Below are 24,147 nucleotides of genomic sequence, written 5' to 3'. Positions count from 1 at the left end.
GATTAGAAACGGTAGTGAGAGAATGCTTTGTTAGCTTCTGCCATGCGATGAACGTCTTCACGTTTCTTAACAGCAGAACCTTTGTTTTCAGCAGCATCTAGAATTTCGCCAGCAAGACGCAAAGCCATGGATTTTTCACCACGCTTACGAGATGCATCAACCAACCAACGCATAGACAATGCTGCGCGGCGAGCCGGACGCACTTCAACAGGAACTTGGTAAGTTGCACCACCAACACGGCGAGATTTAACCTCAACCATTGGCTGGATAGATTCTAGTGCTTTTTCGAAGATAGCCATTGGCTCTTCAGTTTTTGCGCGAGTTGCAACAGTATTAAGCGCATTATAAACAATGCTTTCTGCTACAGATTTCTTGCCACTAACCATTACATGGTTGATGAATTTAGCAAGAAGTTGGCTTCCGTGTTTAGGATCCGGAAGGATCTCACGCTTAGCGACGACGCGTCTTCTAGGCATATCTATATCCTCTTCAGGTTCGCCCGAGACAATTAAAATATTGCTCGGCCTTACTGTATTAAAAAATTATGTCTAAACGATGACTCAAGAAGCTTACGCTTACTTAGGACGTTTAGTACCGTATTTAGAACGACCTTGCTTACGATTTTGTACGCCAGAAGTATCCAAGCTACCACGAACTGTGTGGTAACGAACACCTGGAAGGTCTTTTACACGACCGCCGCGAATCAGCACTACGCTGTGTTCTTGCAGGTTGTGACCTTCACCACCGATGTAGGAAGTTACTTCGAAGCCGTTAGTCAAGCGAACACGACATACTTTACGCAAAGCCGAGTTAGGCTTTTTAGGTGTAGTAGTATATACGCGAGTGCAGACACCGCGGCGTTGCGGACAAGCTTGTAACGCAGGAACGTCACTCTTTGCCACTTTACGTTTACGTGGTTTACGAACCAACTGGTTAACGGTTGCCATTAGACAAGCTCCACAAATCCAATTCTTATGGCGGAAATCGCCAAAATTAAGGAGGCGCAAGTTTAATTTGCGCCTATAAAACAGTCAATAGGGAGGCGACTAAAAAATCACCTCCCTCGCGATTTAACAGCAAATAACTAGTCTTTCAGCGCAGCACTCAATGCTTCTTCTACATCAGAGGCACTTACTGTTGAAATTCCGTCTTTTGCCGCTAACGCAAGCTCTTTCTTACGCTTGCGCTCATTGTGGTATGCCAAACCGGTACCCGCTGGGATCAGTCGACCTACTACAACGTTTTCTTTCAAGCCACGTAAGTGATCTTTCTTACCAGTTACCGCACCTTCCGTTAGAACTCGAGTTGTTTCTTGGAAAGACGCTGCTGATATAAAGGACTCAGTCGCCAAAGAAGCTTTTGTGATACCCAGAAGCACGCGCTCAAACTTAGCAGGGAACTTGCCTTCTGCTTCCGCTTTCTCGTTTGCATCCAGTAGTTGAGTGTACTCAACCTGATCACCTTGGATAAGATCCGTATCGCCAGACTCACCAACTTCCACTTTACGCAACATTTGGTTAACGATAACTTCAATGTGCTTATCGTTAATTACTACGCCTTGTAAACGGTAAACTTCTTGCACTTCATTCGTAATGTAGTCAGCTAACGCCTCTACACCCTGAAGACGCAAAATATCATGAGGGCTCAAAGGACCGTCGGCGATAATTTCACCTTTTGCCACTTCTTCACCATCAAAGATGTTGATTTGACGCCATTTCGGGATCAATGTCTCAACTGGGTCATCCCCATTTTGAGGCGTGATCACCAAACGGATCTTACCTTTTGTCTCTTTACCGAAGCTAACCACACCGCTGGTTTCCGCCATGACAGCTGGATCTTTAGGGCGACGCGCTTCGAATAGGTCTGCCACTCGTGGCAAACCACCGGTAATATCTTTGTTACCAATAGATTCTTGAGGAATACGCGCAAGAACCTCACCAGATTTCACCGTTGCACCATGATCTAGGCTCAACAATGCTTTTTCAGGCAACATATATTGCACTGGTGAATCTGTTCCCGGAATCAATACAGGATTACCCTCTGCATCTACTACCGCAATCATCGGACGAAGATCTTTACCTGCTGCTGGACGGTCACGTATTTCCATAACTTCAATCGTTGTCAAGCCCGTCATTTCGTCAGATTGACGACGAATAGTAACGTTCTCTTCCATACCACTGAACTCAAGGCGACCTTCCATTTCAGATACGATTGGGTGTGTATGTGGATCCCGGTTTGCTACGATTTGACCCGCAGTAACTTGATCACCTTCACGCACGCTCAAGACCGCACCGTAAGGAAGCTTATAACGCTCTTTCTCACGACCCGCTTCATCGGCAATAGCCAATTCAGAAGAACGAGATGCAACGACTAGATGACCTGTGTGGCGCTCGATACTCTTCATTTTATTGAAACGTACCGTACCTGCACTCTTCACCTGAACACTATCAATCGCAGACGCTCGAGATGCCGCACCACCGATGTGGAATGTACGCATCGTTAACTGTGTACCTGGCTCACCGATAGACTGTGCTGCAACAACACCAATGGCTTCACCAATGTTAACTTGATGACCACGAGCAAGGTCACGACCGTAACACTTAGCACATACACCATGACGTGTATTACAAGTGATTACAGAGCGAATGATCATCTCATCCACACCCGCCGCTTCGATCGTACGAACATCATGCTCATCAATCAAAGTGCCAGCCGCTAGAACCTGATTGCCTTTTGCATCAATCACATCTTGAGCCACTACACGACCCAACACACGATGACCTAAAGGAACAACCACGTCACCGCCTTCAATCATGGCCGCAACGGAAATACCGTTTGTGGAACCACAATCTACCTCAGTGATAACCAAATCCTGCGCTACGTCTACAAGACGACGAGTCAAGTAACCAGAGTTTGCTGTCTTCAATGCGGTATCGGCTAGACCCTTACGAGCACCGTGAGTAGAGGTAAAGTACTGAAATACTGATAGACCTTCACGGAAGTTCGCTGTGATCGGTGTTTCGATGATGGAACCATCTGGTTTCGCCATCAGACCACGCATACCACCCAACTGACGCATCTGGGCAACACTACCACGGGCACCAGAGTCAGCCATCATGTAAACCGAGTTAAAAGATTGTTGCTCAACCGTTTCACCCGCTTTATTGACAGTCATCTCTTTTGCCAAGTTTTTCATCATGGCTTCAGTTACAGTTTCGTTCGTACGAGACCATAAATCGATTACCTTGTTGTACTTCTCGCCTTGCGTTACAAGACCATCAGCGTATTGGTATTCGATTTCTTTAACTTCCGCTTCTGCTTTGGCAATGATCGCCGCTTTTTCTGGTGGAATAACAAAGTCATCAACACCAACAGAAGAACCAGACGCTGTCGCGTAGGCAAAACCTGTGTACATCAATTGGTCAGCAAAAATACAGCTCTCTTTCAAGCCGACTTTACGGTAACACTCGTTGATCAAGTTAGAGATCGCCTTCTTCTTCATGGTTTGGTTAACCACAGAGAACGGTAGGCCATCAGGAACAATATCAAACAACAAGGCACGACCAACGGTAGTATCTGCAATGAAAGTAGACGGCACTTTGTCGCCATCAAGCGTGGTATCAACTTGGCTGATACGTACTTTTACTTTCGCGTGCAATTCAACTTGTTTAGCGCCGTACGCACGGTGTACTTCTTTGATGTCAGAAAATGCCATGCCTTCGCCTTTGGCATTGATTTTCTCACGAGTCATGTAGTACAGACCCAATACAACGTCCTGAGAAGGCACGATGATCGGTTCGCCGTTTGCAGGCGATAGGATGTTGTTCGTAGACATCATCAAGGCACGAGCTTCTAGCTGCGCTTCGATTGTCAACGGAACGTGAACCGCCATTTGGTCACCATCGAAGTCGGCGTTGTAGGCCGCACACACTAATGGGTGCAACTGAATCGCTTTACCTTCGATCAACATTGGTTCAAACGCCTGGATACCCAAACGGTGAAGTGTTGGCGCACGGTTCAACATCACTGGATGTTCGCGGATAACCTCATCAAGGATATCCCACACTTCAGGCGTTTCACGCTCAACCATTTTCTTCGCTGCTTTGATCGTCGTCGCCATGCCACGAAGTTCAAGCTTAGAGAAAATGAATGGCTTAAATAGCTCAAGTGCCATTTTCTTAGGTAGACCACACTGATGTAGACGCAGTGACGGACCTACTGTAATTACAGAACGACCAGAATAGTCAACACGCTTACCTAGCAAGTTCTGACGGAAACGACCTTGCTTACCTTTGATCATATCAGCCAAAGATTTCAAAGGACGCTTGTTAGAACCCAGTAATAGCGCGACCACGACGACCGTTATCAAGCAAAGCATCAACAGATTCTTGCAACATACGCTTTTCGTTGCGTACGATGATATCTGGAGCAGAAAGCTCTAACAGGCGTTTTAGACGGTTGTTACGGTTAATCACACGACGGTAAAGATCGTTCAAATCAGACGTCGCAAAACGGCCACCTTCAAGTGGTACCAATGGACGTAGATCTGGCGGAAGAACTGGCAATACATCCAGCACCATCCACTCTGGATTGTTACCAGAATGATAGAACGCTTCAACTAGCTTAAGACGCTTAGAAAGCTTCTTAATGCGAGTTTCAGAATTCGTGCTGTTTAGTTCTTCACGCATGCTGTTAATTTCTACAGGCATATCCAAATCGCGAAGCAACATTTGAACCGCTTCCGCACCCATACGGGCATCAAATTCGTCACCGAATTCTTCTAGCGCTTCAAAGTACTGCTCGTCATTTAGCAACTGACCCTTTTCAAGCGTTGTCATACCTGGATCGATCACGATGAAAGATTCAAAATACAAAACACGCTCAATATCACGCAACGTCATATCCATGATAAGACCGATACGTGATGGTAGAGATTTCAAGAACCAAATATGTGCAACAGGCGATGCAAGCTCAATGTGACCCATGCGTTCACGACGCACTTTAGACAGAGCCACTTCAACGCCACACTTCTCACAGATAACACCGCGGTGTTTCAAACGCTTGTACTTACCACACAAGCATTCGTAGTCCTTAATAGGACCAAAGATTTTTGCACAGAACAAACCGTCACGTTCTGGTTTGAACGTACGGTAGTTGATGGTCTCTGGCTTTTTAACTTCACCGTAAGACCATGAACGAATCATATCTGGTGATGCCAAGCCAATGCGGATCGCATCAAACTCGTCAGATTGTCCCTGTGATTTTAGAAGACCTAATAAGTCTTTCATGGATATTCGCCCCACTCGTAAGGCCGGGGAGTCTTGCTCCCCAGCAGGTCAAATGTGATTCGTGCTTATTCGTTTTCCAGCTCGATATCGATACCAAGAGAACGAATCTCTTTCACCAACACGTTGAAGGACTCAGGCATGCCAGGTTCCATACGGTGGTCACCGTCTACGATGTTCTTATACATCTTAGTACGGCCATTCACGTCATCGGATTTAACAGTCAACATTTCTTGAAGCGTGTAAGCAGCACCGTATGCTTCTAGTGCCCATACCTCCATCTCCCCGAAACGCTGACCACCGAACTGCGCTTTACCACCCAACGGCTGTTGAGTGACCAAGCTGTAAGAACCAGTAGAACGTGCGTGCATCTTGTCATCAACCAAGTGGTTCAACTTCAGCATGTACATGTAACCAACGGTTACTGGACGCTCGAAAGCATCGCCTGTACGGCCGTTAAACAACTTAACCTGACCACTTTCGTTGATGCCAGCCAAGCGCAACATACGCTTGATCTCAGACTCTTTCGCACCATCAAAGGCACCAGACGCCATTGGAACACCACCCGTTAGGTTGGATGCCAAAGTCAAAATTTCTTCGTCTGTAAAGCTGTCTAGATCTTCTGTACGAGCGCAACGCAAATCGCCTTCGTAGCCATTGTAGATTTCATCAAGGAAACTACGTAGCTCAGCAACCGCTTCTGCTTTTTCACGTTCAACGGCCAACATTTCGTTGATCTTACGACCCAAGCCTTTAGAAGCCGCACCTAAGTGAGTCTCCAAAACCTGACCAACGTTCATACGCGAAGGAACACCTAGCGGGTTCAATACGATATCAACTGGATCACCGTTCTCATCGTACGGCATGTCTTCAACTGGCATAATTTTAGAAATTACACCCTTGTTACCATGACGACCGGCCATTTTATCACCTGGCTGGATACGACGTTTGATGGCAACATACACTTTAACGATTTTAAGAACGCCAGGTGCTAAATCATCACCTGTTTGTAACTTACGTTTCTTATCTTCGAATTTTGCGTCAAGTTCTTTACGGCGCTCAATCAAAGCGGCTTGAGCTTTTTCAAGCTGCTCACTCGCTTCTTCATTAGCGACACGAATTTTAAACCACTCAGGGTGATCAAGATTCGCCAAGTATTCTTCCGTAATAATCGCATTACGAGCCAAGCTAGGGCCGCCTTCCGCTTGCTGACCAACTAGGGCCTCAGCAAGACGTTCGAACGTCGCTTTCTCAACAATACGGAACTCTTCGTTCAAGTCTTTACGAACTTGATCAAGCTGCGATTTTTCAATGAACTTAGCGCGGTCATCTTTTTCGATGCCATCACGAGTAAACACTTGCACATCGATAACAGTACCGCGTGTGCCAGTCTTAACACGTTGCGACGTATCTTTTACGTCAGACGCTTTTTCACCGAAGATAGCGCGCAAAAGTTTTTCTTCAGGCGTTAGTTGCGTTTCACCTTTTGGCGTTACTTTACCAACTAGAATGTCACCTGGCTCAACTTCTGCACCGATGTAAACGATACCGGATTGATCCAACTTAGAAAGCGCACCTTCACCCACGTTAGGGATGTCGGCCGTGATCTCTTCAGGCCCAAGCTTAGTATCACGTGCAACACACGTTAACTCTTGGATGTGAATAGAAGTGAATCGATCTTCTTCTACAACACGCTCAGACACCAAAATCGAGTCTTCGAAGTTGAAACCATTCCAAGGCATAAAAGCAATACGCATGTTTTGACCAAGAGCCAAATCACCCATATCAACAGAAGGGCCATCGGCCATAATGTCACCAGAAGCAACCTTCTCACCTTTCATTACCAAAGTACGCTGGTTGATACATGTATTCTGGTTAGAACGCACGTATTTAGTCAGGTTATAGATATCTACACCCGCTTCACCAGCAATGGTTTCTTCTGAATTCACACGTACAACGATACGGCTCGCATCAACAGACTCAATCACACCACCGCGATTCGCAACGATACATACACCAGAGTCTTTTGCTACGTTTTTCTCCATACCAGTACCGACGACAGGTTTATCTGCCTTAAGTGTTGGTACGGCTTGACGTTGCATGTTCGAACCCATCAATGCGCGGTTCGCGTCATCGTGCTCTAGGAACGGAATCAAAGAAGCCGCAACAGAAACAACCTGACGAGGAGAAACGTCCATTAGGTTTACTTTTTCTTTTGGAATCAAAGTGGTTTCGTGCATATGACGCACCTGAACCAACTCATCCACCAAACGGCCTTCCGCATCCACATTCGCAGACGCTTGGGCGATAACGTATTTCGCTTCATCAATTGCAGAGATGTAGACAGTTTCATCCGTCATCTTGCCATCAATAATCTTACGGTATGGCGTTTCTAAGAAGCCGTAGCTATTAGTACGCGCATAAGTAGAAAGCGAGTTGATCAAACCGATGTTTGGACCTTCAGGCGTTTCGATAGGACAAACACGGCCGTAGTGAGTCGCGTGTACGTCACGTACTTCAAAGCCTGCGCGTTCACGAGTCAAACCGCCGGGGCCTAACGCTGAAACACGACGCTTATGCGTTACTTCAGACAACGGGTTGTTTTGGTCCATGAACTGAGACAACTGGCTTGAACCGAAGAACTCTTTAATAGCGGCAGCAACAGGCTTCGCATTCAAAAGATCTTGCGGCATAAGGCCGTCAGCTTCCGCCATTGACAAGCGTTCTTTCACGGCACGCTCAACACGCACAAGACCAACACGGAATTGGTTCTCGGCCATTTCACCAACAGAACGAACTCGACGGTTACCCAAGTGGTCGATGTCATCCACCATGCCATTACCGTTACGGATATCAAGCAAGGTTTTCAAAACAGCAACGATGTCATCGTTATCAAGGATGCCGGCACCAGTGTCTTCTTCACGACCTAAACGACGGTTGAATTTCATTCGACCAACGCCAGACAAATCGTAGCGATCTTCAGAGAAGAACAAGCCTTGGAACAAACCTTCAGCAGACTCTTTGGTTGGCGGCTCGCCAGGACGCATCATGCGATAAATTTCAACCAATGCTTCCAACTGATTGCTTGTTGGGTCAATACGAAGTGTGTCAGAAATGAACGGACCGTTATCCAAATCATTTGTGTACAGAGTATCAACTTCTGTGATGCCCGAAGCGACTAACGCTTCTAGCAAATCAACAGATAATTCAGTATTCGCTTCAGCGATCAATTCACCCGTTGAAGGATGAACTAAGTTTTTCGCCGTCACTTTGCCCAGCATGTATTCAAGTGGCACAGCAAGACGTTCAAGGCCTGCTTTTTCCATCACTCGAATATGCTTAGCCGTAATACGACGACCTTCTTCAACGATCAGTTCGCCGTTCGCATCAGCAATATTAAATAACGCGGTATCACCACGCAGGCGATTAGCCACTAGATCCATTTCAAAGCCATCACGCTTCAAATAGAAACGCGTTGATTCAAAGAAAGTATCTAGAATTTGTTCTGTACCGTAACCCAAAGCGCGCAACAAAATCGTTGCTGGCAACTTACGACGGCGGTCGATACGAACAAACACGCAATCCTTTGGATCAAACTCGAAATCCAACCAAGAACCGCGATAAGGAATAATACGAGCAGAATGCAGTAATTTGCCTGAAGAGTGAGTTTTGCCACGGTCGTGATCAAAAAACACACCAGGAGAACGGTGTAATTGAGAGACGATAACACGCTCTGTCCCGTTGATTACAAAGGTACCATTGTCTGTCATAAGCGGAATTTCGCCCATGTAGACTTCTTGCTCGCGAATGTCTTTGATTGCTTTGTTGGACGACTCTTTATCATAAATGATCAGTCGAACACGAACACGCAAAGGTGCCGCGTAAGTAACACCACGCAACTGACACTCTTTAACATCAAAGACTGGCTTGCCTAAACGGTAATCGACGTATTCTAGCGCCGCATTGCCGGAAAAGCTGACCATTGGAAAGACAGATTTAAAGGCCCCATGCAGACCTAATTCCCCACGCTCTGCAAGACCTTTACCTTCCTGCAGAAAATTACGGTAGGATTCAAGCTGAATTGCCAGCAAGTATGGCACATCCAAAACGGGCGGCAGTTTACCGAAATCCTTACGGATACGTTTTTTCTCAGTGTATGAGTAAGCCATCAGCATTCCCCAGCTTGTGCACATTGACGCAAAAGGCCCAAATCAGGCCTTACCATATATGGGAGCATTATCTCCCACTTGAAAATTCTTCTAAGTTTTATTTGAGTTTCAGAAACCCAAAAAGGCCGGTGACAATAATGTCACCAGCCATTTCGACTATTGGTCGAAATCTGGAAATACAAGTATCATTACTTGATTTCGACAGATGCACCAGCTTCTTCAAGAGCCGCTTTAAGAGCAGCAGCATCTTCTTTAGAAGCAGCTTCTTTAACAGTCATTGGAGCGCCGTCAACGATAGCTTTAGCTTCTTTCAAGCCTAGGCCAGTCGCTGCACGAACAGCTTTGATTACGTTTACTTTCTTGTCGCCAGCAGCAGTAAGAACAACGTCAAATTCAGTTTGTTCTTCAGCAGCAGCGCCAGCGTCAGCAGCAGGACCTGCCGCTACAGCAGCCGCTGCAGATACGCCGAATTTTTCTTCCATTGCAGAAATTAGTTCAACAACGTCCATCACAGACATTTCTGCTACTGCATTGATGATATCTTCTTTAGTTAGAGCCATGACTCAGATTCCTAGCATTCTTTATAATCACCCAAGGGTGATAAAACAAATATTTATCAAGAAGGGATACGGCAAGCCGTATTAAGCCGCTTCTTGCTCTTTTTGATCGCGAACCGCTGCAAGAGTACGTACAAACTTGCTTGTTGCGCCCTGAATAACACTCATCAGTTTCGCAATTGCTTCGTCGTATGTAGGCAGTGTTGCCAAACGATCAATGTCGCCAGCTGGGATCAACTCACCGTTGAACGCCAACGCCTTTACTTCAAACTTGCTGTTCGTCTTTGCAAACGCTTTCAACAAACGAGCAGCCGCACCTGGGTGTTCATTTGAAAAAGCAATTAGCGTAGGACCAACAAAGCTCTCAGTTAGACATTCGAAGTCAGTGCCTTCAACTGCACGGCGAGCCAAAGTGTTACGTACTACACGTACATAAACACCCGCTTCACGCGCTTCTTTACGTAGTGCTGTCATATTGCTCACGGTAACACCGCGAGAATCAGCAACTACTGCAGACAATGCAGTTTTAGCAACTTCGCTAACTTCGGCGACAATGGCTTTTTTGTCTTCTAGACCTAATGCCACTGGTTTTCTCCTGGATTAGCAGGGAATAAATTCCCCTATTTTTACCAACTCTCCGATTACTCGAAGTACTTGCTGGTGAGTTAGATCCAGTTAATCTGAATCGGGCCACACCATCTGCGCAGGACAAACATTTTTCAACGTTGTGATTAAGCTATTAGGCTCCTGCGGTCTTTGACGGCCTGCTCAACAAATACATGAAGGCAGACCCCAAAGCTCATGAACTACACGTGCTTACTTCGTAGAGTTAAGCGCGCCTAGATCAATTTGTAGACCAGGCCCCATTGTAGAGGACAAAGTCACTTTTTTCAGGTAAACACCTTTAGAAGACGCAGGCTTAGCACGACGCAAGTCGGTCAAAAGCGCTTCCAAGTTACCTTTGATAGCATCCGCAGCGAACTCAATAGAGCCTACCGCAGCGTGGATGATACCATTTTTGTCTGTACGGTAACGTGCTTGACCTGCTTTAGCATTCTTAACTGCTGTTGCAACATCAGGCGTTACTGTGCCAACTTTAGGGTTAGGCATTAGACCACGTGGACCTAGAACCTGACCTAGTTGACCAACGATACGCATCGCATCTGGAGATGCAATAACCACGTCAAAATCAAGGTTGCCAGCTTTAACTTGTTCAGCCAAATCTTCGAAACCAACAACATCTGCACCAGCTTCTTTCGCAGCTTCAGCATTTGCACCTTGTGCAAATACAGCAACGCGAACATCTTTACCAGCACCATGAGGCAATACAGTAGAACCACGAACAACCTGATCAGATTTACGTGGATCAACGCCTAGGTTAACAGATACGTCAACAGATTCTTTGAACTTAACAGTAGAAAGCTCAGACAAAAGAGCAACTGCCTCTTCAACAGAGTACAACTTAGCCGCTTCTACTTTTTCTGCGATCAAACGAGCGCGTTTCGTTAATTTAGCCATTAGTTAACACCCTCAACTTCTAGACCCATAGCGCGTGCGCTACCAGCAATAGTACGAACTGCTGCATCCATGTTAGAAGCAGTCAAATCAGCCTGCTTAGCAACAACAATCTCTTCAAGCTGAGCACGAGTAACCGTACCAACTTTCTGAGTGTTTGGACGTGGAGAACCACTCTTCAAGCCAGCTGCTTTCTTAAGCAAAACGGCTGCAGGAGTAGATTTAGTTTCGAATGTAAAACTACGATCACTGTATACAGTGATGATTACAGGCGTTGGAAGACCTGGTTCAAGGCTTTGAGTTTTCGCATTGAACGCTTTACAGAATTCCATGATGTTCACACCGTGCTGACCCAATGCTGGACCAACTGGTGGACTTGGGTTCGCTTGACCCGCTTTAACCTGTAGCTTGATATAAGCTTGGACTTTCTTAGCCATTTTTCAACTCCAATTGGGTCACTGCCCGAAGGCTACCCGTTCAACAAAATCAGGCTTTCTCAACCTGACTAAATTCCAAATCAACTGGCGTAGAGCGCCCAAAAATAAGCACCGCCACTTTGATTCGACTTTTATCGTAATCCACTTCTTCCACAACACCGTTGAAGTCAGCAAATGGCCCTTCGTTAACACGAACCACCTCACCCACTTCAAACAAAGTTTTAGGACGCGGCTTATCAACCCCATCACTAACACGCTGTAGAATCGCATCCGCTTCGCGGCTTGTAATTGGCGATGGCTTATCCGCCGTACCACCAATAAAACCAAGCACACGAGACGTGCCTTTAACCAAATGCCAAGAGGCGTCATTCATATCCATCTGAACCAATACATAACCTGGATAGAACTTTCTTTCACTCTTGCGCTTTTTGCCATCTCGAATTTCGACCACTTCTTCGGTTGGAACCAAGATATCACCAAAATTCTCTTCCTGCCCCATAACCTGCACTCGCTCTATTAGCGAACGCATTACGTGCTTTTCGTACCCTGAGTACGCCTGTACTACATACCATCGTTTGGTCACGAGCAACTCCTAACTAATTACTGAGGAAACGATCCAACCAAGGAACGAATCCACTCCCCATAGCACGAGAGACATAAAAACAACAACCGCTAATACTATCAACGTTGTTTGCATGGTTTCTTGTCTTGTTGGCCAAACCACTCTGCGAATTTCGGTCTTAGCTTCTTTTGCCAAAGTAAAAAAAGCTTTTCCTTTCACAGTTTGCAATGCAACAAAACCAGCGACACCAGCCAACACCAATATAGCGATTAAACGATACAATAGTGACTCAGCAGAATAATAGTTATTACCAATCACGCCTACCGCAACTAGCAGAACAACAATCGCCCACTTAAACACATCTCCGCGAGACGCTTGAGCTTCAGTACTCGAACTCATACTTTAGGTGATCCCTAACTAAGAAATAGGATACGAAAGATGGCAGGCCAAGAGGGACTCGAACCCCCAACAGCCGGTTTTGGAAACCGGTGCTCTACCAATTGAACTATTGGCCTACATTCGTATGGGCGGAGGATGATACCTAAACATGCTAAGTTTAGCAAGGGTATCTGCCCAAAAAACAGACAATAAAAAAGGCGGTTAAACCACCTATCTTTTGCATTGGAAATGCTGGAGCTCATGAGCAGATTTGAACTGCCGACCTCACCCTTACCAAGGGTGTGCTCTACCAACTGAGCTACATGAGCATGGAGCGGGTAGCGGGAATCGAACCCGCCTCTTCAGCTTGGAAGGCTGAGGTAATAGCCACTATACCATACCCGCAAATGGTGGAGGGAGGTGGATTCGAACCACCGAAACTTTCGTGGCAGATTTACAATCTGCTCCCTTTGGCCACTCGGGAACCCCTCCACGTACTCAGCGCTACAACGCAACACCCCAAAAGGTGGGAGCCATTATATGAATCGCTTTATCAATTGCAAGCACTAGCAGGGATTTTTTTCCAATTTTATCATCATCTTGCTCAGATCGAATCGAGAAACGAACGACTCCCAATCTTTTTCGTCCACTGGCTGCTCTATATCGACCTGCTGAAGCGGCACACTGCGCATATGCTCATAGACATCAACCGTAAAGCCAGACTTATCCTGAATGCGTTTTTTTGCCTGATCGGCTCGCTCCATCGATGAATACAAACCCAAAGAAATACGGTTTTTCATTTCAGCTCGGGTGATCACAAAACTATCAATGGATTTGGAGGCCAACTCTTTGACAATTTTTTCTGCCATCGCTGGCGTTTCAGGGGCGGCAATGTAGAGCCAGAACTTCGGTCGTTTGCCGGTGACTTCTCTATCCTGATAGGCCCACCCAAACTCTTTCAAGACCTGAGTAATTTGTCTTTTATCCTCCGCTCTCTCCGTCTCAACTCGAGGACAAAATAATTCAGGCGCGTCAGCAACCGCTTGTTCAACCACTCTATTCAAAGCGTCTTCAATACTCTCGCTAGTCATCAAGCCGCTTTTGCCATCTAACTCCTCCTGCGGCGCTTCTGATAACAAATGAATTTTCTCACTGACAGGCGGGCCATACACAGACTCGGCAGACCTTGTCGGCTTATCTTGCACAAAACTGTGCCAACTTAAGAAAGCGGCATTCAGCAATACGACAAACAAAAACAACCACTTCATTTATTGCCTCTTCTTAGTTCATCACCCACCCTTTTCGCTCCTATCGCCACCAAGTTTGGCTGGCATACAAAAGAAGCATTTAACCGGCGTAACAGCGCTTCTGCATCACCACCAGTCACAATCCAAGTAAAATCGGGGTAACGGCGGTGCACTCTTTCTAAAAAACCAAGCGCCATATCATGACACCCTTCCGTCACAGCTCGAGCGGTTGAATTAGGCAAGCCATCCCCAGCTACCACTTCCTGCGCATCATAGCGAATACGCGCTGTCTTTGAGAGCAAAGCGTCCTCCATCATAGCCAATCCAGGCGTAATATAACCACCAAGATGAACACCATCACCTTGAATGACATCCACCTTAATGGCTGTGCCCGCATCCACCACGACGACATCGCCTTTGACGATATGATGAGCGGCCACCACACCAAGCCAGCGGTCGATTCCCAATCGCTCTGGCTCAATATAAGCGTTCTTAACGCCACACGCCGTCGCCTGACTCGTCAAAGTAAACCATTCACTGCTTGGGTAATTCGCTTGTATGTCAGCGTGCAACAATGCACTTTGTTCTTTTGAACGGACACTGGCAAAATAAATCACATCAGGCACAAAAGACACGCCCTCAACACACACATCTCCACGATGTACCCACAATACTTTCGGGCCATCAAACGCTGTAAATTTGATGCTCGTATTACCGGCATCCACCACCAATACTCTAGCCGCGTCGGACACTAATCTCTCCTCCATGAAGCGCCACCAGCTCGCCATTTTCTTCAAGCAATAATGCGCCTTTCTGATCGATACCTCTGGCAACTCCTTGACGTTGTTGAGATACACTGGATACCGTTACTGGTTGATTGAACAGCACATCATGGGCTTGCCATTGATACTGAAAATGCTTCATACCATGGCCGTCTTCAAACAACTGACACACTTCGATCAGCTCTTTGGTTAATTCCGCTAATATAAAGTTTCGGCTTGGGCGCGACTTGAGACGAGAAACCAGATCCGTCCACGGCTGATCGACCTGCGTCATAAAGGCTTCGTCCATTTCAACATTCAAACCAACCCCAATAATCACATGGCAAACGTCCTGATCCGCGACCATCTCCAAGAGAATACCACACACCTTTTGCCCGTCGATTCTGAACATCATTCGGCCATTTCAACCCCGGATTAGGTATGCCAACTTTCTTCAACACTCGGGCAACAGCCACCCCTACCGCCAAGCTCAAACCTTCTACCACAGCGGGCCCGTTCTCAAAACGCCAAGCAAAAGAAAACGTCAAATTTTTCGCCACGCCAGATTCCCATTGACGACCGCGACGGCCTTTCCCTTGCGTTTGTCGCTCCACCGAAATCATCACAGGCAAAGGAAGACCTTGCGAAATGTATTGCTTCGCATCGCCATTGGTTGATTCCGTTTCAAACGCCAATTGCAAACTCACCGAATCGGGCAAACCGTGGGCTTCCAACTCGTCCGCCGACAAGAGCTCCACAGGAGAAGGAAGACGATAGCCACGCCCTTTCACAGAATGAACAACCAACCCAATGGATTCTAGCTTTTTCAATTTTTTCCAGACGGCCGCTCGTGTGACACCTAAAGCGGCACCAAGCTCTTCACCAGAGTGGAATTCATTATCACTAAGCAAGGCCAAAACAGCTCGCATCAACACACTCCACGCTTCATTATCATCTAATTATTCACATCAAATACCGGAAATGCTTTTCCGGCTCAATCTGCAACCCACCCTTCGTTGCGGGCAGTGCAGCCTTCCATTCTTGGCTCCCTGCATTATTTCCTACTGTTCGCATTCGTATTAATAAAGAATGCAACTTCCTGCATTAAGGGTTGAAAGTCAGGATTCCACGATATTCGCGCTGCGTGAGGACTTTTTTCAGATAGCGCATCGGAACGCTCACCGAACCAATTGTTAGCGTCCGCGCGACAGGCATCATAAGTAGGCTTATCCGATAGATACCAGCCACAAACACGGTACTCGCCTTGCTCACCATAATAAGGGTTAGCAGGGTCACCATGTATCGCCATGTGCGACAATCCCAAAATCCTAGATTCAGGCCAATTCGTGTTATGCACTTTTATACGATCCGTATTTGCGCTCATTTGGTCTCGACTGTACAACACCATTTGACTCATAGCGCCCACCATACCTCGGTGAAAGACCTCTTCTGAGACGGCAGAATCAACCGTTTGATCGTCCTCAGACAACGCAATAAACACAGGCAGAGACTTGGGGTTATCCACAATCCTCTGTCGCACTTCTTTCGATAACTTATACACTTCCGCAATCGCAGGCAGAGGAATGGACGCGTACTTCGCAAAGTCATCCGTTGGCTCATGATCCAACCAATCTTTCACCAATGCCAACCATGGAGCCAGCCAATCAATGCGGCTGTTTACTTTAAACACGGGGGAAAACAAGATGGCGCCGGCAACGCGGTCCGAATGCTGCCACGCGTATTCTGCGGCCAATGCACCGCCCGTAGAAAAACCGCCAACATACAACACATCAACGTCTTTGCTGAATTGGTCTGCCGCATTTCGGAACGCCGCACGCCAATCATCGCGAGAAACATTAAGCAAATCTTCCGCTTTGGTGCCATGACCCGGCAGCAAGATAACACGCACCTGATAACAGGCTTGCTGCAACGCCTTCGCAGGGTCTCGCATTGAAAAAGGCGAATCAGACAAACCATGCGATAACAACACACCAATTTTCGCGCGCCCCTCGCACAGCACTGGGTCCGGCATGAGTTCAAAAGGCTGGACTGCCGCCAACTCTCTCGCTCTGCCCTCTGTGTTTACCCAAACCTTATTGTCGTTGATATACGCTTCTGCACGATGAATATACTCTGAGAATGGCTCATCTTGTTCGAAGACAAACGCCGCAGGTTGCGCAGCGTAGCCAACGCCTGAAAACGGCAACACCAACAAACACAGGCAACAAAATATACGTTTATGTCGCATGACATTTCCTCTCATCCTGATTGATTCAAACCGATCAACAGGCTTACTTTTGCGCGATGTGCTATCATCGCGCTCCCAGTCAACACACTATCTGATCATGAAGCCATCCTACCCTAATGCCGAGCAGGTTCCCTCACTTTGGTTTCCGCTCGTCAAAAAATTCTATCAAGAACATTATCCCAGCGGAAAACCCAATAAAGCCGATCCTATATGGGTGATAAAAGACCAAGGCCGAATTCTCTGCGCGGTCAGGCTCAAGCAAATCAACACCATTCAGCTATTGACCGCCATGGTGACCAAACCATCCCATAGAAACATGGGCTTAGGAAGCCACCTAATCAACGACATCCATGCTGCCTTGAGCAAGACGCCATGTTATTGCTTTGCGTTTACCCACCTTGTACCGTTCTATACCGCCAATCATTTTACGGCGATTCCTGTCGAAATATTACCAGAAGAAGTGCGAACGCGCTTTCTGGCTTACACAGCTCAAGGAAGAGAGTTAACGCCAATGCACTATATACGCAGGTAAAACTCTCTTAAATCACACTTAACATCGCTTAAATTACTAAAAGCCACTGGCGGTTATTGACGCTTTTCGCCCGACTCCATTACCTTTGAACCTAAGACTTTCCTATCGGAATAATGATAAATATCGAGGGCTTCATGTCTATTACCTTACCAACACAGTCAACCATGCTCACGTCGGACTTTATCTTTGGCGTCGCCACCGCTTCCTTTCAAATAGAAGGCGCCACCCAAATCGACAATCGACTGCCTTCTATCTGGGATACTTTTTGCGCCACACCAGGCAAGGTCAAGGGCGCCGATAACGGAGACATCGCCTGCGACCATTACCACTTATGGGAGCAAGACATCCAGTTGATTAAAGACCTCGGTGTCGACGCCTATCGACTATCGATTGCTTGGCCTCGCGTTATGGACAAAAACGGTGAAGCCAATCAAGCGGGGTTGAATTTTTATCGCCAACTACTGAAAAAACTCAAGGCGGAAGGGCTGACCGTCTTTGTGACGCTTTACCACTGGGATCTCCCACAGCACTTAGAAGACAAAGGCGGCTGGCTTAACCGCGAAACAGCCTACCGATTCAAAGACTACGCAGACCTTGTTACCCAAGAATTGGCCGAGTGGGTAGACAGCTGGGCCACTTTTAACGAACCTTTCTGTGCAGCCATTCTAGGCTACGAACTGGGCATTCACGCACCGGGGTTGAGCAAACCTGAATACGGACGACAAGCGGCTCATCACATTTTGCTGGCACACGGTTTGGCATTGCCTGTCATTCGAAAAAACGCGCCAGCGTCCCAAGTTGGCATCGTACTTAATATGAACCGCTCCTACGCTGCCAGCGAAAAAGCCGAAGACCAATTTGCTTGTTTGATGCGCGACACCTTGGACAACCAATTTTTTATCGAGCCTCTGATGACGGGCCAGTATCCGCAGATTCTAAAAACCGTCGCACCGCACTATTTGCCCATGATTTTGCCAGGTGATATGGACATTATTTCCCAGCCAATTGATTTCTTAGGCATGAACTTTTACACCTGCAACCATAATGCCTATGATGCCGATCAGCTATTTAAAAACGTGCCCAACGCAGCCCCTGTTGAATATACCGACATCGGCTGGGAAATTGCTCCTCATGCGTTCACCGAGCTACTGGTTACCTTGAACAAGCAATATTCGCTGCCGCCAATGTACATCACCGAAAATGGTGCGGCTTGTGCTGACCACATTATTGATGGCGAAATCAACGACGATCAGCGGGTTCGTTATCTAGAGGGCCATCTCAATGCCGTCCATCAAGCCATAGAAGAAGGCGTGGATATTCGTGGGTATTTCGCTTGGAGCTTAATGGATAACTTTGAATGGGCTGAAGGCTACAGCAAACGCTTTGGCCTCACTTACGTCGATTACCAGACACAAGAAAGAACCATCAAACGCAGTGGTCACGCTTATCGCGCGCTATTGAATAGTCGCAAGCCTTAGCAAAGCTCGAACAGCAGCACAGAAAAACGCCCGATACTCTCACATCGGGCGTTTTTTCCGTTACTTCAAATGACCGGCATTATGAAGCTCCCTGTCTTTTTCTGCTGGAGGAACCCATTGGTATTGCCACGTTTCCGTGAGTGGCTGCCCATTCGCCTCTAAATACACACGCAAGTTAATCGGCTTCGATTCCCCGTTCGGTGGCACCAAATCAAACATAGCGCGGTAGCCATTAATGGAATGCAATGGACGGGCCGATTCAATTTCAACTCGCCCTTCGGACGATGTAATTACCGCTTTCACCTCTGTGTCTCGACCCAGCATAGACAAAGAACCACCGGCAAAATCGATCACAAAACGTTTGCTGTAATACTGGCGCTTTTTACCAATTACCCCACCAATACCAGTAAAAGTATCCACTACACGAGCACGGTTCGATTGCACCGGAGGGTGGCTCCCCCAATACATATTGTAGCTGTAGAGCAGTTCTTGGCCAGCTTCGACCGGTGCCGCGGGGTTCCAAAATGCGACAATGTTATCGAAAGTCTCATCCAGTGTCGGAATTTCCACCAACTGCACTGACCCCTTACCCCAGTCTCCTAGCGGTTCAATCCACAAGCTTGGGCGTTTCTCGTAGAAGACACCATCATCTTGGTAATGATCGAAGTGGCGATCACGCTGTAACAAACCAAAGCCTTTTGGATTGCTATCACTGTACGCATTAAATTGTAGGTTGGCCGGATTACCGAGCGGTCGCCAGATCCATTCGCCATTGCCTGTTTGCATTGCAAGACCGTCGGAGTCATGAATCTCAGCCCGCCAATCATAATTCGTTCGACGATCATTTTCGCCAATCATAAACATACTGGTCATGGGAGCAACGCCCAAACGCTCAACCGATTTACGGGGATAAATAGCAGAGTCGACTCTCATTTTAAACGGTTCGCCCGGCGTCATATCAAAGCGATACGCCCCCGTCACACTGGGAGAGTCCATCAATGCGTATACGGTCACCACATCAGAACCTGTGGCTGGCTTTTCTAACCAAAAGTGAGTGAATACTGGAAACTCTTCAGGACGAGGCAACGCAGTATCGATCGCCAAGCCTCGTGCAGAAAGCCCATACTGCATTTCACTGCCGACAGCACGGAAATAGCTCGCCCCTAAAAACGCGACAACATCACGCTGCCAATCCGTCGCAAATTGCATTCTAAACCCCGCAAAACCTAGGTCTTCGGGAAGCTTACTCGCATCAACGTTGGATTTACCGTAACGAAACTCTGAAGGCATATACGGGATCGGTGTCGACTTGCCTTTTTCAAGTTCATACATATGAATAGGGGTATCAAAGCCCAAACCTAGGTGAAACAGCTCGGTACGAAATTTCGAGTGTTGATCTCGCCACAATGCCGCGTCTTTATTGAACTGTATTTCTTGGTAGTCATCCCAATCCAAACGCTGCAAACTGTCAGGTAACTCACCTTGCTGGCTCTGATAAGGCGACGTCGCCAATTGACGCGCATACCCTTTTAACCAAGCATAACTGAACGCCTCACCGTCTTTGGGTTGAACCGGGTCAACGGTGGCGCAAGCGGTGACACTAAACAACACACTTAGCGCTAATAATGACCGGCTCGCACAATGACGAAAACGCGTTAGCACATGTGTTTTTCGGGGTTCTTGTTGTTCCTTTAACCCGTCAAAATTGTTGTCCTTCATGGACGCTGAAAAACAATGAGAAAGCATACAAATAAACTCTGTCTGATAATGATTTGACGCCTATATTAGCGAATTTAAGCGTCAGCAAGTGTTGAGATAGAGTAAACATTTAATACTTTTAAGCAGAGAATTCGGGCTGAAACCTGACATAGTTTATTTCAAGAAAGACAACGACACACTCGGTCATAATATAGGCGACCAACTTCTATTAACGCTGGCGGACAGAATGCGGGCGCTAGTTGGCGATCTTGGCTACGTTGCGCGACAAGGGGGGATGAATTCATGATTCTATTACCCACTGATCATGAAGCCGACTTAATCGAAAAAACGAATACCATTAAAGACGCGTTATGTTCACGCTACAACATCGATCAGCATGAGTTTTTTATCACGCCTTCTATCGGTGTGAGTTTGTACCCAAGAGATGGAACAGACTTCGACACGCTATACCAACAAGCAGACACGGCTATGTATCATGCAAAACACGCGGGTAGAAATAGGTTCGCCTTCTTTACTGAGAAAATGCAAGCCACATCGACACGAGCACTTACCTTAAGCAATGCATTGCATGACGCGCTAGAACAAAATGAATTTTCATTACACTATCAACCACAAGTGTCTCTTATTTCTGGCAAAGTCATTGGAGCGGAAGCGCTCATTCGATGGCATAGCAAAAAACTCGGTCACGTAAGCCCAGGGGAGTTTATCCCCTTAGCCGAAGAAAGTGGACAAATCTTAGCCATTGGTGAATGGGTAGTACGTACCGCTGTGCGCCAAATACAGCAGTGGATAGAAGCGGGAATTACACCAGTCAGAATTGCCGTTAATTTGTCCTCTGCCCAGTTTCAAGTCGGTGATCTTCCAAAAACGACCATCAAAATACTAAACGAATATCGGATTCCAGTCGAATATTTAGAGCTCGAGCTTACCGAACGCATTGTAGCGAAAGACCCTGAACATACGGTGATTATTCTAGAATCTCTACAAGAGCTCGGCATACGCACCTCCATTGATGACTTTGGGACGGGGTACTCTTCTCTGAGCTACCTCCAACGTTTTTCCGTTTATAAACTCAAAATAGACCAATCTTTTGTCCGTAACATGACAACCAACACCAACGATCAAGTCATCATCGGCACCATCATTCTGCTTGCCCAACAACTTGGTATGACCACCATTGCTGAAGGCGTGGAAACAAAAGCACAATTAGACATGCTCAATAACATTGGTTGCGATGATATTCAGGGCTATTACATCAGCCGTCCAATTCCAGCGGAAGCGTTTAAAAAAGCCTATTTAGAAAATAAACAGCGCATCATCGCCGTTGATGACTAAACCCATACAGGCTGAGCGAATCGACTTAATCGCGCTTTAGACTTTCTGGCACTTGGACCAACTTGCCTATAAAATCCTTCGCAATAAAACCTCAAAGAGAATCGACTATGAAAAATGCTATTTTAGGCGTTCAGATGCTGTTTGTTGCATTTGGCGCTCTGGTACTTGTGCCACTGCTAACTGGGCTAGATCCCAACGTTGCACTTTTTGGTGCTGGCGTCGGAACGCTATTGTTCCAAATCACCACTCGTCGTACCGTGCCAATTTTCCTTGCCTCGTCATTTGCTTTTATCGCCCCCATTATGTACGGCGTTCAAACATGGGGTATTCCTGCAACCATGGGTGGTTTAATCGCAGCAGGTTTTGTCTATGTCATTCTAGGTGGGGTCATTCGCCTGAAAGGCGCAGGCTTTATTCACACCATATTACCACCCGTTGTTATTGGCCCAATCATTATGGTAATTGGCCTTGGGCTAGCACCCGTGGCTGTCAATATGGCGCTAGGCAAAGCGGGAGACACTCAAGTTATCGATGCCAATATTGCTATATGGATTGCCCTTGCCTCATTACTAACCACAATTTTAATTAGCGTCTTTGCCAAAGGCTTATTTAAACTCTTACCTGTTTTTGGGGGGATTATCGTTGGTTATGTTCTGAGTTTATTCTTCGGCATAGTCAATTTTGATCCTATCTACAATGCAGCATGGTTTGCTATGCCAAACTTTAGCGCGCCTGAATTTAACATTAATGCGATCTTGTTCATGCTGCCAGTTGCTATTGCCCCTGCGGTTGAACATGTTGGCGATATCCTATCTATCTCAAACGTAACAGGAAAAGACTACCTTAAAAAGCCAGGTTTGCATCGCACTATCACAGGCGACGGTGTGGCAACCATGGCTGCTGCAATGGTTGGCGCGCCACCAAATACAACCTACAGCGAAGTAACAGGCGCCGTCATGCTCACCAAAGCATTTAACCCCGTCATCATGACATGGGCAGCAGTTGCAGCCATTGTCCTAGCGTGGGTTGGTAAATTAGGGGCGGCTCTACAGACCATTCCACTACCAGTTATGGGTGGCATCATGATTCTTTTATTTGGGTCTATTGCCGCAGTGGGACTTAACACCTTGATTAAGAATCAAGTAGACCTTCATAAGTCTCGAAACTTAATCATCGTAGGCGTCACCTTGGTATTTGGTATTGGTGGTATGGCCTTCGGCATTGGTGAGTTTAGCCTTCAAGGCATCAGCCTATGCGGCATTGTGGCAATTACACTGAACTTAATCTTACCCAAAGACATCGGCGACAATCACATTGTTGATAACGCCCAAATAGAAGACTAGTATTTCTAATGAAACGTCCTAAATGAAAACGGCCCTATTTGGGTCGTTTTCATTGACTAAGCTAGCATAGGATAAGTGAAGAAAAGGAAATGCAGTCCATTCAAGATAAAATGACACAAGATCGCGTATTCAATTCTTTTAGTTAGATAATAAACGCCACCGTAGCCTAGACCAGCGACACTCGCCACAATCGCATACTCCACTCCGCCACCCATGTGAGCGATACCAAAAAGCATTGCCGACACAATAGGAGCCACCCAAATACAGGTCTTTCCCGCTAACCAGATTGATAGCTCTCTTTGCAAAAACCTCGAAAGAAGGCCTCTTCAGCAACACACGTAAATAACAAATTAATACCAAGGAAAGCCAGCCAGAAATTCGGCAACTTAACGTCAAACTGAATCAGCCCTAACACCAGAGCCAAACCCAAGGCCAAACATGGTGTCATAATCAGCACCATTACTGCCCTTCTAGGTTGTTGCAAAGCCTGAAAGTATCCGATTGTAACCTGTCCTTTAAAAAAGTAGCCCAATAAGAACAAGCCAACCAACCCTTTATCAAAATTCGCATACAAACTAAAA

The 24,147-nt window shown here is 46.7% G+C and carries 21 protein-coding genes, 4 tRNA genes and 2 pseudogenes; 5 read left to right on the top strand and 22 right to left on the bottom strand.

Going from position 1 to position 24,147, the window contains the following annotated elements; translation table 11 throughout:
• Positions 1-2 precede the first annotated feature (2 nt).
• From rpsG to N5P32_RS00200, 19 genes and pseudogenes are all read right to left on the bottom strand, one after another.
• A complete protein-coding gene (gene rpsG, locus N5P32_RS00290; protein ID WP_111608625.1) occupies positions 3-476 on the bottom strand; it encodes a 30S ribosomal protein S7 in 474 nt (157 codons plus the stop codon).
• A 99-nt stretch (positions 477-575) separates the two neighbouring features.
• A complete protein-coding gene (rpsL, locus tag N5P32_RS00285) occupies positions 576-947 on the bottom strand; it encodes a 30S ribosomal protein S12 (RefSeq protein WP_013659444.1) in 372 nt (123 codons plus the stop codon).
• 137 nt (positions 948-1,084) lie between these two features.
• Positions 1,085-5,288: pseudogene (gene rpoC / locus N5P32_RS00280) on the bottom strand (DNA-directed RNA polymerase subunit beta').
• Positions 5,289-5,353: 65 nt separating this feature from the next.
• The gene (rpoB, locus tag N5P32_RS00275) at positions 5,354-9,454 is read right to left on the bottom strand and encodes a DNA-directed RNA polymerase subunit beta (RefSeq protein ID WP_265727221.1); all 4,101 of its coding nucleotides are present in this window, start codon (positions 9,452-9,454) and stop codon (positions 5,354-5,356) included.
• Between the two features lie 188 nt (positions 9,455-9,642).
• Positions 9,643-10,014, bottom strand: a complete 372-nt coding sequence (gene rplL, locus N5P32_RS00270) for a 50S ribosomal protein L7/L12 (RefSeq protein ID WP_265727220.1) — start codon at positions 10,012-10,014, stop codon at positions 9,643-9,645.
• An 81-nt stretch (positions 10,015-10,095) separates the two neighbouring features.
• Positions 10,096-10,596, bottom strand: coding sequence for a 50S ribosomal protein L10 (rplJ, locus tag N5P32_RS00265; RefSeq protein WP_265727219.1), 501 nt, complete (start codon positions 10,594-10,596; stop codon positions 10,096-10,098).
• Between the two features lie 231 nt (positions 10,597-10,827).
• Positions 10,828-11,529: a 50S ribosomal protein L1 gene (gene rplA / locus N5P32_RS00260; RefSeq protein WP_265727218.1), complete on the bottom strand. Its 702-nt coding sequence runs from the start codon at positions 11,527-11,529 to the stop codon at positions 10,828-10,830.
• Positions 11,529-11,963: a 50S ribosomal protein L11 gene (gene rplK / locus N5P32_RS00255; RefSeq protein ID WP_012071947.1), complete on the bottom strand. Its 435-nt coding sequence runs from the start codon at positions 11,961-11,963 to the stop codon at positions 11,529-11,531. The genes rplA and rplK overlap by 1 nt, the downstream gene beginning before the upstream one ends.
• 49 nt (positions 11,964-12,012) lie before the next feature.
• The gene (gene nusG, locus N5P32_RS00250) at positions 12,013-12,546 is read right to left on the bottom strand and encodes a transcription termination/antitermination protein NusG (protein ID WP_012071948.1); all 534 of its coding nucleotides are present in this window, start codon (positions 12,544-12,546) and stop codon (positions 12,013-12,015) included.
• Between the two features lie 9 nt (positions 12,547-12,555).
• Positions 12,556-12,924, bottom strand: coding sequence for a preprotein translocase subunit SecE (gene secE / locus N5P32_RS00245; protein WP_072841851.1), 369 nt, complete (start codon positions 12,922-12,924; stop codon positions 12,556-12,558).
• A gap of 40 nt (positions 12,925-12,964) precedes the next feature.
• Positions 12,965-13,040, bottom strand: a tRNA-Trp gene (locus tag N5P32_RS00240).
• Between the two features lie 116 nt (positions 13,041-13,156).
• A tRNA-Thr gene (locus N5P32_RS00235) sits at positions 13,157-13,232 on the bottom strand.
• Position 13,233: 1 nt separating this feature from the next.
• Positions 13,234-13,308 (bottom strand) — tRNA-Gly (locus N5P32_RS00230).
• Positions 13,309-13,311: 3 nt separating this feature from the next.
• Positions 13,312-13,395 (bottom strand) — tRNA-Tyr (locus tag N5P32_RS00225).
• A 74-nt stretch (positions 13,396-13,469) separates the two neighbouring features.
• Positions 13,470-14,171, bottom strand: a complete 702-nt coding sequence (locus tag N5P32_RS00220; protein ID WP_265727217.1) for an SPOR domain-containing protein — start codon at positions 14,169-14,171, stop codon at positions 13,470-13,472.
• The gene (locus N5P32_RS00215) at positions 14,168-14,902 is read right to left on the bottom strand and encodes a type III pantothenate kinase (protein WP_265727216.1); all 735 of its coding nucleotides are present in this window, start codon (positions 14,900-14,902) and stop codon (positions 14,168-14,170) included. The genes N5P32_RS00220 and N5P32_RS00215 overlap by 4 nt, the downstream gene beginning before the upstream one ends.
• Positions 14,886-15,251 (bottom strand): lipoate--protein ligase family protein, encoded by a 366-nt coding sequence (locus N5P32_RS00210; RefSeq protein ID WP_265727215.1) that lies wholly within the window; start codon positions 15,249-15,251, stop codon positions 14,886-14,888. Before N5P32_RS00210 ends, N5P32_RS00215 begins: the two co-directional genes overlap by 17 nt.
• Positions 15,223-15,840 (bottom strand): HTH domain-containing protein, encoded by a 618-nt coding sequence (locus N5P32_RS00205; protein ID WP_265727214.1) that lies wholly within the window; start codon positions 15,838-15,840, stop codon positions 15,223-15,225. The genes N5P32_RS00210 and N5P32_RS00205 overlap by 29 nt, the downstream gene beginning before the upstream one ends.
• Positions 15,841-15,965: 125 nt before the next feature.
• A complete protein-coding gene (locus tag N5P32_RS00200) occupies positions 15,966-17,159 on the bottom strand; it encodes an alpha/beta hydrolase (protein WP_265727213.1) in 1,194 nt (397 codons plus the stop codon).
• On the opposite strand from N5P32_RS00200, the gene N5P32_RS00195 reads away from it, so the two are divergent.
• Positions 17,158-17,691 carry a GNAT family N-acetyltransferase gene (locus N5P32_RS00195; protein ID WP_265727212.1) on the top strand — a complete coding sequence of 178 codons (534 nt, stop codon included), beginning with the start codon at positions 17,158-17,160 and terminating at the stop codon, positions 17,689-17,691. The genes N5P32_RS00200 and N5P32_RS00195 overlap by 2 nt on opposite strands.
• A gap of 134 nt (positions 17,692-17,825) precedes the next feature.
• Positions 17,826-19,169, top strand: coding sequence for a GH1 family beta-glucosidase (locus tag N5P32_RS00190; protein WP_265727211.1), 1,344 nt, complete (start codon positions 17,826-17,828; stop codon positions 19,167-19,169).
• Between the two features lie 60 nt (positions 19,170-19,229).
• On the opposite strand, the gene N5P32_RS00185 is transcribed toward N5P32_RS00190, so the two are convergent.
• Positions 19,230-20,915, bottom strand: coding sequence for a glucan biosynthesis protein (locus tag N5P32_RS00185; protein ID WP_265727210.1), 1,686 nt, complete (start codon positions 20,913-20,915; stop codon positions 19,230-19,232).
• An 85-nt stretch (positions 20,916-21,000) separates the two neighbouring features.
• Here N5P32_RS00185 and N5P32_RS18110 point away from each other — a divergent pair.
• The 3 genes and pseudogenes from N5P32_RS18110 to N5P32_RS00170 form a co-directional block, all read left to right on the top strand.
• Positions 21,001-21,335: pseudogene (locus N5P32_RS18110) on the top strand (diguanylate cyclase domain-containing protein); the annotation flags it as partial.
• Positions 21,336-21,356: 21 nt separating this feature from the next.
• Entirely contained in the window at positions 21,357-22,223 is an 867-nt protein-coding gene (locus N5P32_RS00175) for a putative bifunctional diguanylate cyclase/phosphodiesterase (RefSeq protein WP_409371063.1), read from the top strand.
• Positions 22,224-22,330: 107 nt separating this feature from the next.
• Positions 22,331-23,566 (top strand): uracil-xanthine permease family protein, encoded by a 1,236-nt coding sequence (locus tag N5P32_RS00170; RefSeq protein WP_265727208.1) that lies wholly within the window; start codon positions 22,331-22,333, stop codon positions 23,564-23,566.
• Positions 23,567-23,622: 56 nt separating this feature from the next.
• On the opposite strand, the gene N5P32_RS00165 is transcribed toward N5P32_RS00170, so the two are convergent.
• Together N5P32_RS00165 and N5P32_RS00160 are read right to left on the bottom strand one after the other, a co-directional pair.
• Positions 23,623-23,871, bottom strand: a complete 249-nt coding sequence (locus tag N5P32_RS00165) for a CPBP family intramembrane glutamic endopeptidase (RefSeq protein WP_322783787.1) — start codon at positions 23,869-23,871, stop codon at positions 23,623-23,625.
• A partial coding sequence (locus N5P32_RS00160) for a hypothetical protein (RefSeq protein WP_265727206.1) occupies positions 23,844-24,147 on the bottom strand: 304 nt, incomplete at its 5' end. The genes N5P32_RS00165 and N5P32_RS00160, both read right to left, overlap by 28 nt.

It is taken from the genome of Marinomonas pontica (assembly GCF_026191375.1).
Taxonomy (GTDB): Bacteria; Pseudomonadota; Gammaproteobacteria; order Pseudomonadales; family Marinomonadaceae; genus Marinomonas; species Marinomonas pontica.
This window is presented reverse-complemented; position numbering and strand designations above follow the sequence as displayed.